We start from the raw sequence: 13,212 nt of genomic DNA on the forward strand, positions 1-13,212 counted from the left end.
TTGATATGAAAAATCTTTTTAGTGCCTTACTGCTATTGTTGTCGGCCAAGGCGCGTGCGCCCGAATGGCAGGAAAGTCCCACGTTGGCCCAGTTATTCAAGCGAGCCAACCTCAAGGGTACATTCGTGCTTTACGATGTCTCGGCAGATACGTTTACCGGGTATGACCGGACACGTGCAGACACCCGTTTTGTTCCCGATTCCACCTTCAAGATCGTCAACAGCCTGATCGGTCTTTCCACCGCAACCATTCGTAACGTGAGTGAGGTACTGCCCTATGGAGGGCAGCCGCAGCCCTTTCCTGAATGGCAGCGTGACCTGGGGCTACGTGATGCAATCAAAGTTTCCAGCGTACCGGTTTATCAAGAGCTGGCACGACGTATCGGCCTTGAACGCATGCAGGACTTTGTGCGCAGGCTCGAATATGGCAATGCGCAGGTAGGCGACAGTGTGGACGATTTCTGGCTGGCCGGACCGATCAAGATCAGCGCCCTGGAGCAGGTACGCTTTTTGGCACGCCTGGCACAGGAACGCTTGCCTCTGCCCGAAACCGTACAGGCAACGGTACGCGACCTGATTTGTCTGGAGCAGGGAAAAGACTGGACGCTGTACGGTAAAACCGGTTGGGTTCAGAACCAAGACCCTGACCTTGGCTGGTGGGTCGGCTGGATTGAAAAACAGGGGCTGGTCTATACCTTTGCGCTCAATATCGACATGCCCAACCCTCAGGAACGGCACTTGCGCATTGATCTGGGTAGGGATTGCCTCAGATCGCTGGGCATCCTGTAGACGCCGGGCAGCCTGTTGTCTGCCCAGGCTACGTTCCCAGGAACGAGGCTGTTAAAGTGGCAGGCTTTCCGCTGTTCTTGCATGTGCATGCGTACCCATATTCCCGTATCCCTTGCCGGCACTGAGGTGTGGTTGCTGGCTGACAAGGCCGTCTACTGGCCCGAGCAGAAGGCGCTGCTGATTGCCGATATCCATTTTGGCAAGGCCGCTGCCTTTCGTGCCCTTGGGCAGCCAGTACCCCATGGAACCACCGCTACCAACCTGGCTCGCCTGGATGCACTGCTGGAAGCCTACCCGACCGAGCGCCTGTACTTTCTTGGCGACTTCCTGCATGCACCGGAATCCCATGCTCCGACCACGCTCAACGCGTTGGCGCGATGGCGTAACGCAAACCCATCGCTGCTCATCACCCTGATTCGGGGTAATCATGATCTACGTGCTGGGGACCCGCCCGCCTCGCTCAAGATCAACGTAGTGCCCGAGCCGCTTTTGATCGGTCCATTGGCGTTACAGCATGAGCCGGAATCGCACCCCAGCCACGTTGTGCTGGCGGGCCATATCCATCCGGCGTTCAGTCTGAGCGGCCGGGGACGCCAGCGTCTGCGCCTGCCCTGCTTCTGTCTGGATAATGATGTGCTGTTGCTGCCGGCCTTTGGTGACTTTACCGGCGGATGGGAGATCAAGGCCTTGCCGGGCCGAAGGATCTTTGTGGTAGGCGATGGTGGGATCTGGCCATTGGGCTGATCCTGGGAACGCTGCTACTGCAGCGTTCAACAGAGGTTCTTCAATCCATTTGGGCAATGCCAGAAATCATGATGCCGTAACGTTCCAGCAGCGCTACCGTGGGGGCCTCATAGTCCTGGGGCAAATCGGAACTGTCATAACTGTCGAGCGCCTGGTCCCGTACCAGTTGAGCGGCTTGCTCCATATCCGGTTTCTGTTCGGCTTCAGTTTCCACGACGGACGTGTTGCCATCATTGTTGGTATAGGTAATTTTCCACTTTGGCATCGCGCAAACTCCAGTAGCTTACTGAACTGTATCTTTAGACGCCGGATTGCGCCGCAGTTCTCTACAAAGCGCCTTTACCTGATGGGCTGCCCGAACAGCGCGTCCAGCATATGATCCAGCCCACCCCCCGTCAGCCCCATGCCTGCCAGCGACTTACGCGCTGTGTCCAGATGGTTCTCGAGCTGCGCCTGTACCGACTCGCGGCCCAGCAGCGCAACCAGTGTGGACTTGCCGTCATCCTGATGGGCATCTTTTCCCAGGCCGTGGCCGTCTTGCAGGTCATCGAGCAGCTGGAAAGCCAGCCCCAATTCGGTAGCAAAACGATGCATCCCCTCCCGGACCGACGGCTTGGCACTGACGGCCAGAGTCGTCATGTCCAGCGCTGTCGTGAACAGGAGTCCGGTCTTGAGGTGATTGGTACTGTTAATAGCCTCCGCGCTGCGGCTTTTGGCTCCTTCGCGCAGGTCACGGTATTGCCCCCGCACCAGTCCTTGCGAGCCTACAGCGGATGTCAGCATGCACACCATCTGATTACGCAGGACAGGCGCAACACCTGATGTACTGGCGACGACGCAAAAGGCATGGCTGAGCAGCGCTACTGCTCCCAGAACGGCGACATCCTCACCAAACTGCACATGAATGGTAGGCCGACCGCGTCTGAGCGTGGCGTTATCCATGCACGGCATATCATCCAGAAACAGCGAGGCGGCATGCACCATCTCGACCGCGCAGCCCAGATCCAAAATAGCCGGCGAAAAGGCATCCAGATCCCGGGAAGCCAACAGCATGAGCAATGGCCGTATACGCTTGCCGGGCGCCAGCGCACCCTCACGCATGGCGGCTGCGATCAGATCATCATTCTCGACAGGCGGAAGCAGCTCCTCTAGTCGGGTATCGATACGGGCACGCTCTGTTACAAGCTCGAAAGCGCATTCCTTCGGAAGTTTTGGCACTAATACCGTTGCCATGAGTCGAGATACTCCAGCACATGTAAGCGAGCCGACGAATGGTCGACACCAGCGACTCAACAATTTCCCTGATCCGATCTTGCAGATCAGAGCCGCTTGACGTACTCATGACCACAATAGCCGACGAAAGGTCGATGGCAACAGGAAAAAGGTAACTCATGGTTGATTGGGAATTGGCAAGTCGCAAGAACGATCACTTGGATATCGTCCTTGATCCTGCACGTGCCTTGAGCAGTATCACGACCGGGTTCGAGCAGATTCAATTCCAGCACTGTGCCCTACCAGAGCTGCACCTGAACCAAATCGATCTTGCCACCACGCTGCTGGGCAAGCCGCTCAAGGCACCTGTTCTCATCAGTTCCATGACAGGCGGGCCGGAACGTGCACAGACCATCAACCGGCACCTTGCCGAAGCGGCGGAAACGCTAGGCTTGGCGCTGGCAGTGGGCTCGCAGCGCATTGCCCTGCAGAACGGTGGGGACAAGGGGCTGACCGGTCAATTGCGGCAACTGGCTCCGTCCATTCCCCTTCTCGCCAATATTGGTGCAGCTCAATTAGTGGCGGGTTATGGCGTGACCGAGGCCCGTCGGGCAGTCGACATGATCCAGGCCGACGCCTTGATCATTCACCTCAACCCACTCCAGGAGGCGGTACAGTCCGGCGGCGATCGCAACTGGCAGGGCGTCCTGGCTGCCATCGAACATCTGGTTACACATTTGGGCGTTCCGATCGTCATCAAGGAAGTAGGCGCAGGCATTTCTGCCGATGTCGCCCAGCAACTGACAGAGGTGGGTGTCGCCGTGATCGATATAGCTGGCGCAGGAGGAACCAGCTGGGCAGCGGTCGAAGCCGAGCGTGCCCATAACGACCTTGATCGTCAGGTTGCTCAGGCCTTCATCAACTGGGGCATTCCAACCGCCCAGGCGATTGCTCAGGTCCGCGAGCAATGCCCGTACACGCCACTCATTGCCTCGGGCGGTATCCGCAACGGCGTCGATGCGGCCAAAGCCATTCGCCTGGGCGCCGATGTGGTCGGCCAGGCTGCCGCCGTGCTGCATAGCGCAACCCTGTCTCCAGAAGCCGTTCTGAACCATTTCGAAGTCATGATCCGGCAACTGAAGGTAGCCTGCTTCTGCACCGGCTCGGCAAATCTGGCCGAGCTGCGCAAGGCCCGCCTGTTAAGACCCGTTTCGCTCGCGGAGACCTGAATGCCTCATTTCGCCCTCATCGCCCCTGCATTTTCTAGCCATCTTCGCGCAATGGAAGCGATTGCCGAAACCCTGGTGGCGCGAGGGCACACGGTCAGCCTGCTCCATCAGGCGGATGTCGGCGAGCGGCTTCGTAGCAACGCCATCCGCTTTTACCCGATAGGCCTTGAGTCTCATGCGCCTGGCTCGCTGGACGCCATGATTCGCCGGGCCGGTAATCCAGGCGGCCCGCTTGGGCTGATGCGCGTTATTCATGATATGGCTCGCAGCACCGAGTTGTTTTGCCGCGAGGCACCGAAGATCCTGCATGACCAGGCCGTTGATGCCGTAATCTCCGATCAGATGGAAGCCGCTGGGGGGCTTATAGCCGAGCATTTGCGCCTGCCCTACGTCTCGGTAGCCTGTGCCTTGCCGGTCAACCGGGACCCGCTTGTGCCTCTTCCCGTCATGCCATGGGGATACGACACCTCACCACGAGGCCGCCATCTCAATCAGGGCAGTGCCCAGGTCTATGACCTCCTGATGCACGAGCATGCCCGTGTCATCCAGCGATACGCAAAAACCTTTGGTCTTGAGCCTCGGTCAACATTGGCCGACTGCCTGTCGCCTTACGCTCAAATCAGCCAGTGCGTACCGGGATTCGATTTTCCCCGTACCGAGCTACCAGCCAGCTTTCACGAAGTCGGCCCGCTACGCCTACCCGCAACGCAAGACCCTGCCCTGAGCTATCCGATCCGCACCGACAAACCGTTTGTGTTCGCATCGCTAGGGACATTGCAAGGCGGACGTTTCACCTTGTTCGAACGGATCGCACGCGCCTGCAAAACGCTTGATGTGCAATTACTCATCGCCCACTGCGGTGGCCTCAACCTGCAGCAATGCGATGCCTTGAGGCAGGCTGGCGCTCACTGGGTTACAGACTTTGCACCGCAGCGAGCCACGTTGGCGCGGGCCGATGCGGTCATTACCCATGCCGGTCTCAACACTGTGCTCGATGCGCTGGAAGCAGGAACGCCCATGCTGGCGTTGCCAATTGCCTTCGATCAACCCGGCGTGGCCGCACGCATCGAGCATGCCGGCGTCGGCCTTCGCCTGAGCCCTAAGAGACTGACCTCCGGCAAATTGGCCCTTGCTCTGCAACGCCTTCTGACCGAACCGCATTTTCGTTGGAAAGCCCAGGCCTTTCAGCCTCGGGTTCAGGCAGCTGGCGGCGTACAAAAAGCCGCTGACCTTATTGAGGACGTACTCAGCAAGGTTGCCCTGGAGAGACCCGCATGAATACCTATGACCTGATCCTGGCGGGAGGTGGACTGGCCAACGGGCTGATTGCCCTGAAACTGCGCCAGACACGTCCAGAGCTCCGCATCCTGCTCATCGAGCAAGGCGACCGACTGGGCGGTAATCACACCTGGTCCTTTCATGAGCCGGACCTGACAACGGAGCAGCACGCCTGGATCGAGCCGCTGGTAGCCCATCGCTGGGCGAGGTATCAGGTATTTTTTCCTGGGCTTGAGCGGACACTGAGCAGTGGTTACGCCTCTATCAGCGCCGAGCGCTTTCATGATGTTCTGATGGAGCGCCTGAGCGATTCGGTACGTCTGAACGCTACGGTCAGCGCGCTTGGCCCCACAGAGGTCAGGTTTGCCAACGGCGAAGCGTTTCAGGCGGCTGCAGTTCTGGATGGCCGAGGTCATCGCCCCAGCCCGCACATGGGATTGGGTTTTCAAAAGTTTCTGGGTCAGGAGTTACAGCTCGCGCAGCCCCACGGGCTTTCCGGTCCGATCATCATGGATGCCACCGTTCCACAAACGGAAGGTTACCGTTTCATCTACGTCCTGCCGCTTACTCAGGACCGGGTTCTGATCGAAGACACCTACTATGCCGATGGACAGAACCTTGACCCTGATCGATTGCGTGACCATATCGCCCGCTACGCCGCGGATCACGGCTGGACGATTCAATCCCTGATCAGGGAAGAGCATGGCGTGCTCCCCATTACGCTGAGCGGTGACATAGAGGCGTTCTGGGCTGAAGCGGGAGACATCCCGCCCACTGGCCTCGCTGCCGGCCTCTTCCATGCCACCACAGGATACTCATTACCTGAGGCGGTACGACTGGCGGAACTTATTGCCGGCTGTCCCCGTCTGGATACCTCTACCCTTGTTGATACGGTTCGCCGGCATGCGCTGCAACGCTGGCGAACCTATGGATTTTTCCGCCTGCTCAACCGCATGCTATTTCTGGCCGGCAAGCCTGAGCATCGCTATCGAGTGATGCGTCGCTTTTACGGTCTTCCGGAACCCTTGATCCAGCGTTTCTATGCCGGACAGTTGAAGCCCAGCGATAAGCTGCGCATTCTGACAGGCAAGCCACCGGTTCCATTACGCGAGGCACTGACGGCGGCACTGGCCAGCCGCACCGGTCAAACAGGCGGACCGATTAAGGACATCTCATGAATACAGACGTCGTTTCCAATTCCAGGCAGGCTGTTGTCGTTGGTGCCGGTTTTGGCGGACTGGCCCTGGCCATACGCCTGCAGGCCTCCGGGATTCGTACCACGCTACTCGAAAAGCGGGACAAACCCGGCGGGCGCGCCTATGTCTATGAGGACAAAGGCTTTACCTTCGATGCCGGCCCCACGGTCATTACCGATCCCTCGTCCCTGGAAGAGCTCTTTACTGTGGCAGGGCGCAAACTGTCGGACTATGTCGAGCTGCTGCCCGTCGATCCGTTCTACCAGCTGTGCTGGGAAGACGGCACCCGCTTCGACTATGTCAACGATCAAGCCACGCTCGATGCCCAAATCAAGTCACTTGACCCTGCCGACGTGGAGGGCTACCAGCGCTTTTTAGCGTATTCCCGCGCAGTCTATGAAGAAGGGTATGTAAAGCTGGGTAGTGTGCCGTTTCTAAGCTTTCGCGACATGGTTCGTGCCGGGCCACAGCTACTGAAGCTTCAAGCCTGGCGCAGTGTATACGATCAGGTCTCCAAGTTCGTTCGCAACGACAAGCTTCGTCAGGCACTCTCCTTTCATACGCTGCTGGTCGGTGGCAACCCGTTCGCTACCTCGTCCATCTATGCGTTGATTCATGCTCTGGAGCGCCAGGGTGGCGTGTGGTTTCCCCGTGGCGGTACAGGCGCTCTGGTCCAGGGTCTGGCCAAGCTGTTTCAGGACATTGGCGGCACATTGGAACTTAACACGCCTGTCGAGCGCATCCTGGTCGACAATTGTCGTGTAACAGGTGTCATTACCGCCCAAGGCAAGCAGATCAATACTGACCTGGTTGCATCCAATGCCGATGTAATCCACACCTACAAGAAGATGCTGGGTCACCATGTGCACGGTATCGTCGAGGCGAACCGTCTCAAGAAGAAGCGTCACAGCATGTCGCTGTTCGTGGTGTATTTTGGCCTGCACCAGCGCCCTGAAGAACAGAAGCTTCAACATCATACGATCTGTTTTGGTAACCGTTACCAGGGCCTGATCGAGGAGCTATTTTCCGGCCCAGGCGTTCCTGAAGATTTCTCACTCTACCTGCACTCCCCGTGCGTGACCGACCCCTCCCTGGCACCAGAGGGCTGCAGTGCTCACTATGTGCTGTCGCCTGTCCCGCACCTAGGCAATGCACCGGTAGACTGGTCGGTTGAGGGCCCGAAGTACCGGGACCGAATTCTGGCCTACCTGGAAAAGCATTACATTCCAAACCTGAATCGCGATCTGGTCACCAGCCGAATTTTTACACCCGAAGATTTCCGCACCGAACTCAATGCGTATGTCGGTTCAGCCTTCTCCCTGGAGCCAATCCTGACCCAGAGCGCCTGGTTCCGGCCGCATAACCGAGACGCCGCTATTCCCAACCTTTATCTGGTCGGTGCCGGCACCCACCCGGGAGCAGGCATTCCTGGTGTAGTCGGCTCGGCCAAAGCGACCGCAAGCGTGATTCTGGGAGACCTTGGAGCAGCCATATGAATACGGCAGTCGTCGAACACGCAACGCAGTCCATCAATGTCGGCTCCAAGAGCTTTGCCGCTGCGGCCAAACTGTTCGACGAACAAACCCGTCAAAGCGCCGTGATGCTTTACGCCTGGTGCCGCCATTGTGACGATGTGGTGGACGGCCAGGACTACGGTCATGGACAGGTTGAAGGCGACCGGACGGCAAGCGAAGCCCGTCTTCAGGAACTTGAAGATCTGACGCGCCGCGCCTATGCAGGTGAGCCTATGAGCGAGCCGGCTTTTGCCGCCTTCCAGCAGGTCATCCAGCGCCATGCTATTCCCGAGCGCTATCCTCTTGAGCATCTGGCGGGTTTCCGCATGGATGTTGAAGAGCGGGTCTACTACCGCCTCGACGATACCCTCCAATACTGCTACCACGTCGCCGGCGTGGTAGGCGTCATGATGGCAATGCTCATGGGTGCGCGCGACGAAGACACGCTCGACCGCGCCTGTGATTTAGGCATGGCGTTTCAGCTGACCAATATCGCACGGGACATTGTGGAAGACGCCCGCATAGGCCGAATCTACCTTCCTAGAGAATGGCTCGATGAGGCTGGCATTCCCGTCGCCGAACTGGCTGATCCCGCGCATCGTGTCCGCCTAGCCACCCTGGCGCAGCGTCTGGTCGCGCTGGCTGAACCCTACTATGACTCAGCCGCTACCGGTATTGCCGACCTGCCTCTGCGTTCAGCCTGGTCGATTGCGACCGCTCGTGCCGTTTATCGGGAAATTGGTCTGAAAGTTAACGCACGAGGCCCTAGCGCCTGGTACAGTCGGGTATCAACTAGCACCGTTGATAAGCTTCGCCTGGTGATAAGAGGAGCCCTACGTGCACTGGCTTCACGGGCGGGCCGCTCTAGTCCGCGCCCCGCCGATCTATGGACCCGCCCGCGGTAAGTGAACGCACCGGGCGGTAGTGTCTCGTTACGAAATGAACACTTGCGTCTTTTGCTGAAATTGGTCACAAACAAGGCGTCGCACGGCGACACTAAACCTAAACTTTTCAGTGGTATAGCAGGTCAGACATAAGCGACTACTTTAAGTCGCTCTACAGTAGTCAAGTACGGGATATATTTATGCACAAGACGGAATCGGCTGTTCCAAGAGATTTACAAAACGCACCGACCTCGCTCTTCTCGATCATCCCGCTTGTGCCGAGTGCACACACTACGGCCAGTCCGGACAGATCGCATACCTACAAACCGGAATTTTTCAACGAGAGCGAATGGGCGCTGCTCAAGGCAGCTTGCGAACGCCTGACTGCCACGACCAATCAAGGCACCAGTGAATCCCTGGTCGATCTGCCTATTTTCATTGATCAGCATATGTTGTCGCCTTATGCGCACGGCGACCTGGATTGTCTGCAAGACCCTTTCACCGATGCACCTGCCAAACTTCCTCAGGGTCGTCAGCCGCTACGTGATCTGGTACGTGCCGGGCTTGCGGATCTGAATCGCTACAGTCAACAAACGCATCAGCAGCTTTTTACGGCACTGTCAGCCGAAGAGCAGCAGCATGTTTTGAACAATGCCGAAGCCGGTCTTCTGGGCACGCAAGCCCAGGAATTCATTTCCCTGCTTCGCACTGAAATCGATCACAGTCGCTTCGCCCACTCGTTGTTTCCGGCATACGAACCCCTGTCTGCCTGAACCCTCTGAACCGAATAAAAAAAGCGCGCCTTCTGGCGCGCTTTTGCGTGGTGCTTTACTCCTGATCGAACCGCCGCCTCTTGAGCGGGCCGTCATGCAGATCACGCAGCTGCTTCTTGAGCACGGTCACTGATGGCGCATACAGGAAGCCAAACGAGACACATCCCTCCTTTCCATCCACGGCATGATGCATGCGATGGGCCTGATAGAGCCGCTTCAGGTATCCGCGACGCGGGACATATCTGAAAGGCCAGCGCTGATGGACAAGGCCGTCGTGAGCGATGAAATACAACAGCCCGTACGCCGTCATGCCGGCACCAATCCACTCGATCCGGCCATAACCGGACGTGCCGAAATAAATCAGGGCGATAGCAAGGCCGGCGAATACAACGGCATAAAGGTCGTTTTTCTCGAACCAACCGGTGCGCGGCTCATGATGGGACTTGTGCCAGCCCCATCCCCAGCCGTGCATGATGTACTTGTGTGCGTACCAGGCAAACCACTCCATAAAGGCCACGGTGCCCAGCACGATTGAGGTATTGATTAAGATATCCATGTTCGGCTCCAGGATCGTCCTTCCACCTTACTGCCTGAAACCCATTTGCGCACGATCTGGATCAGGAAACCGGGTCGGACGTCAGCAGCAGAGTCGATGGATTCCCGAGTAGAACGGAATCCGTTGGCAGGTGGACACTCAGTGCGGCAGAGCGCACCACAAAACGTACCTTTGTACTGTGCATGGGTTCGCCGTCCAGATTCATATCGACCCCTTCGCTGGCGGAAACCTCAACCCAGGGTAACCGGGTACGAATGAACAGATCCTCGCTAGCGAACCCGCCTGAAAACCAGGAGCCCAACGTTCCCATCAGATCCTGTGGCGTGGGCAGAATAGTCAGATCAAGCATGCCATCGTTGACGACTGCATTCGGGCACAGCACATGGCCGCCGCCGGCCTGACGACCATTGCCAATCCCCATGGCCAGAAACTCGCCTTCCCATTCAAAATCCGGCCCTTCGAAACGACCATAGGCGGAGCGCACTTCCGCAAAGCGCGTAAGGCCTGTCAATAGATAAGCCGTGCCACCCAATACGCGCTTGAGTTCCGAGGACGTATTCGCCGTCACTTGTGAACCAAACCCGCCGGTGGCCATATTGAGGAACATTTCGCCGTCTGCTTCGATCAGATCGATGGGTTGCGCTGGCGTATCCAGTAGCGCCAGTGCCTCGGCAGGATCAGCTGGAATACCTGCCGCCCGGGCAAAGTCATTGGCGGTTCCCAAGGGCATCAGGGCCAACGACGCATCGGAGCGCGTACGAGCCAAGGCTTCGGCCACCAGCTTGAGCGTACCGTCGCCTCCGCCTGCTACCAGATGCGTATAACCCGCAGCGGCTGCTTCCTCAACAAAACGGGCCGCATCGCCATTCTCCCAAGTGACCCGGACATCGACCGTTTTGCCGGTCGCACGTCGCGCCTCAACCGCTGCGCGGACATCGTCATTGGTGGCCTGATTACCATTGAGAATCAGCAGTGTTTTTTGATTGGAATCGGAGACGGTGACAGGAACATTCATGAACAGAGCACCCAGCAAAGTCGAGTGTCAGTAGGACTACGTCAACGGGTCCACGTTCCTTGGGAGCGACTTGATTTGTGATGAAGCAACCGCTCTGAAACCGATCTGGGAAAGCCGATGCGTTCCCAGGTCGGCAAGACTTCAGCCAATCAGCTCACTCATGGGAATGAAGCCCACAAGATCACCTTCGGCGATGGTTCTTCCTTCACGTACCTCTACCAACCCGTCAGCCCATGCCGCCGTACGCAGGACATTGGACCCCTGGTCGCGATGAGGCACGACCCGGCCATTTTCAAGCCGCGCCCGCTGGTACTCGCGTCGCTCGCCCACGCGCGTCCAATTAAAACCTGCTGCCACTTCCAGCTTGAGAGGTTCAACATCCTGAACGCCCATCCGACGCAGCAGATAAGGACGCGCCAGCAGCCCGAACGTCACCAATGTAGACGCTGGGTTGCCTGGCAGCCCGATAACCGGCACGCCGTTATAACGACCACAAGTGAGCGGCTTGCCTGGCTTGAGCGCCAGCTTCCAGAGGGTCAGCTCACCCGCCTCACGCAAGGCCTGGCCCAGGAAGTCCGCCTCGCCTACCGACACACCGCCGGTCGACAGGATCAAATCCGCCAAGTGCAGCTGCGCTAATTGCTCACGGGTGCGCTCCAGATCATCCGGGAGGATGCCCGCATCAATCACCTCGCAGCCCAGACGCTTGAGCCAGGACGCCAGCACCGTCCGGTTACTGTTGTAAATCTGTCCTGGCCCCAATGGCTTACCCGGCTCGACCAGCTCATCGCCGGTCGACAGGATCGCTACCCGGGGGCGCCTGAACACATCAAGAGCTGCGCAGCCCAACGACGCCGCAATACCCAGCTCGATCGGTCCCAGTCGCTTGCCAGCGTCCAGTACCGTATCGCCCTGGCGCGTCTCGTTACCCTTCAGGCGAACGTTTTTGCCTGCCTTGAGCGTCTCTACAAAGCGAATGCGGCCGTCATCCAAGACCTCGGTGTTCTCCTGCATCTCCACCGTATCGGCACCTTCGGGCATGGGCGCCCCGGTAAAGATGCGTGCACAGGTGCCCGGCGTGAGCGGCTGCGGGCTTTGCCCTGCAAAGATACGCTGACTGACAGGCAGCGGTTCGCCCTGAAGATCCTCAAAGCGCAGCGCGTACCCGTCCATGGCACTGTTGGACCATGGCGGCAGGTCGAGCTCCGCTATCACGGACCGGGCCAGAACGCGCCCCTCGGCCTCCGCCAGAGACACACGTTGCGTTTCGGTGATCGCGTCGGCATCAGCCATCGACAGGAGACGGGCCAATGCCTCTTCAATAGGTAACAGACTCATCCGCGCGGCCCGCAGGGTTCGGCCTTCTTCAGATGCGGCACAAAATTGCAGGGACGATGACGGTTGTCCAGCTGCTCAGCCAGAATGCCGTCCCAACCTGTACGGCAGGCACCCGTCGAACCCGGCAGGCAGCAGACCAGCGTACCGTTGGCCAAACCTGCCAGCGCACGGGACTGAACCGTGGACGTACCGATGTCTGTCGCAGAGATCTGACGGAAATATTCACCAAAACCATCGACCTGCTTGTCCAGCAGGCAGGCTACCGCTTCCGGTGTGCTGTCGCGGCCGGTAAAACCGGTACCCCCGGTGATGACAACGACCTGGACGGTATCATCGGCAATCCAGTTGGCTACCTGAGCGCGGATTTTGTAGAGATCATCCTTGAGCAGTACGCGTGCAGCCAGAAAATGTCCCGCCTCGGTCAGACGGTCAACCAGCAACTGTCCCGATGTATCGGTTTCGAAGGTACGGGTATCACTGACAGTCAGAACGGCAATATTCAGCGGTACAAAGACCGCATCGGCCTTAGAGCTCATAACAATCATCCAAAACGGCAGGTAAGAGACATTTTTATATCACAGGCAGGACCACCACGTAGCGATCCAGACAGAGACAAACCGTCGCCCCGTCACATAGAGCCAAGCCGCGCTACACTGACAGCCCGTATCCGAGCCTGGACGTTCCC

Annotated in this window: 14 protein-coding genes; 8 read left to right on the top strand and 6 right to left on the bottom strand. The window is 58.3% G+C overall.

Going from position 1 to position 13,212, the window contains the following annotated elements:
• The first annotated feature begins 5 nt into the window (after positions 1–5).
• Entirely contained in the window at positions 6–788 is a 783-nt protein-coding gene (blaOXA, locus tag HMPREF1487_RS02465) for a class D beta-lactamase (protein WP_010795013.1), read from the top strand.
• An 87-nt stretch (positions 789–875) separates the two neighbouring features.
• Positions 876–1,532, top strand: a complete 657-nt coding sequence (gene pdeM / locus HMPREF1487_RS02470; RefSeq protein WP_010795014.1) for a ligase-associated DNA damage response endonuclease PdeM — start codon at positions 876–878, stop codon at positions 1,530–1,532.
• Positions 1,533–1,572: 40 nt separating this feature from the next.
• Here the strand turns inward: pdeM and HMPREF1487_RS02475 are convergent, their stop codons facing one another.
• A complete protein-coding gene (locus tag HMPREF1487_RS02475; protein ID WP_010795015.1) occupies positions 1,573–1,797 on the bottom strand; it encodes a hypothetical protein in 225 nt (74 codons plus the stop codon).
• Between the two features lie 74 nt (positions 1,798–1,871).
• Positions 1,872–2,765, bottom strand: coding sequence for a polyprenyl synthetase family protein (locus tag HMPREF1487_RS02480; protein WP_010795016.1), 894 nt, complete (start codon positions 2,763–2,765; stop codon positions 1,872–1,874).
• 158 nt (positions 2,766–2,923) lie between these two features.
• Here HMPREF1487_RS02480 and fni point away from each other — a divergent pair, with 158 nt between their 5' ends.
• The 6 genes from fni to HMPREF1487_RS02510 all read left to right on the top strand — a co-directional run bounded on the left by fni (position 2,924) and on the right by HMPREF1487_RS02510 (position 9,618).
• Positions 2,924–3,973, top strand: a complete 1,050-nt coding sequence (gene fni, locus HMPREF1487_RS02485) for a type 2 isopentenyl-diphosphate Delta-isomerase (protein WP_010795017.1) — start codon at positions 2,924–2,926, stop codon at positions 3,971–3,973.
• Positions 3,974–5,251: a glycosyltransferase gene (locus tag HMPREF1487_RS02490; RefSeq protein ID WP_010795018.1), complete on the top strand. Its 1,278-nt coding sequence runs from the start codon at positions 3,974–3,976 to the stop codon at positions 5,249–5,251. It abuts the gene before it with no gap.
• On the top strand, positions 5,248–6,429 hold the full coding sequence (gene crtY / locus HMPREF1487_RS02495; RefSeq protein ID WP_010795019.1) for a lycopene beta-cyclase CrtY: 1,182 nt from the start codon (positions 5,248–5,250) through the stop codon (positions 6,427–6,429). The genes HMPREF1487_RS02490 and crtY overlap by 4 nt, the downstream gene beginning before the upstream one ends.
• The gene (locus HMPREF1487_RS02500) at positions 6,426–7,943 is read left to right on the top strand and encodes a phytoene desaturase (RefSeq protein ID WP_010795020.1); all 1,518 of its coding nucleotides are present in this window, start codon (positions 6,426–6,428) and stop codon (positions 7,941–7,943) included. The genes crtY and HMPREF1487_RS02500 overlap by 4 nt, the downstream gene beginning before the upstream one ends.
• Complete coding sequence (gene crtB / locus HMPREF1487_RS02505; protein ID WP_010795021.1) at positions 7,940–8,866, top strand: 15-cis-phytoene synthase CrtB; 927 nt, start codon at positions 7,940–7,942, stop codon at positions 8,864–8,866. Before HMPREF1487_RS02500 ends, crtB begins: the two co-directional genes overlap by 4 nt.
• A 179-nt stretch (positions 8,867–9,045) precedes the next feature.
• The gene (locus HMPREF1487_RS02510; RefSeq protein WP_010795022.1) at positions 9,046–9,618 is read left to right on the top strand and encodes a gluconate 2-dehydrogenase subunit 3 family protein; all 573 of its coding nucleotides are present in this window, start codon (positions 9,046–9,048) and stop codon (positions 9,616–9,618) included.
• Between the two features lie 55 nt (positions 9,619–9,673).
• On the opposite strand, the gene HMPREF1487_RS02515 is transcribed toward HMPREF1487_RS02510, so the two are convergent.
• From HMPREF1487_RS02515 to moaB, 4 genes are all read right to left on the bottom strand, one after another.
• A complete protein-coding gene (locus HMPREF1487_RS02515; protein WP_010795023.1) occupies positions 9,674–10,174 on the bottom strand; it encodes a sterol desaturase family protein in 501 nt (166 codons plus the stop codon).
• Positions 10,175–10,235: 61 nt separating this feature from the next.
• Positions 10,236–11,189 (bottom strand): lipid kinase YegS, encoded by a 954-nt coding sequence (gene yegS / locus HMPREF1487_RS02520; RefSeq protein ID WP_010795024.1) that lies wholly within the window; start codon positions 11,187–11,189, stop codon positions 10,236–10,238.
• Positions 11,190–11,330: 141 nt separating this feature from the next.
• Positions 11,331–12,527, bottom strand: a complete 1,197-nt coding sequence (gene glp / locus HMPREF1487_RS02525) for a molybdopterin molybdotransferase MoeA (RefSeq protein WP_010795025.1) — start codon at positions 12,525–12,527, stop codon at positions 11,331–11,333.
• Positions 12,524–13,063, bottom strand: a complete 540-nt coding sequence (moaB, locus tag HMPREF1487_RS02530) for a molybdenum cofactor biosynthesis protein B (protein ID WP_010795026.1) — start codon at positions 13,061–13,063, stop codon at positions 12,524–12,526. Before moaB ends, glp begins: the two co-directional genes overlap by 4 nt.
• Positions 13,064–13,212 lie beyond the last annotated feature (149 nt).

This window comes from Pseudomonas sp. HPB0071 (assembly GCF_000478505.2).
Taxonomy (GTDB): domain Bacteria; phylum Pseudomonadota; class Gammaproteobacteria; order Pseudomonadales; family Pseudomonadaceae; genus Chryseomonas; species Chryseomonas luteola.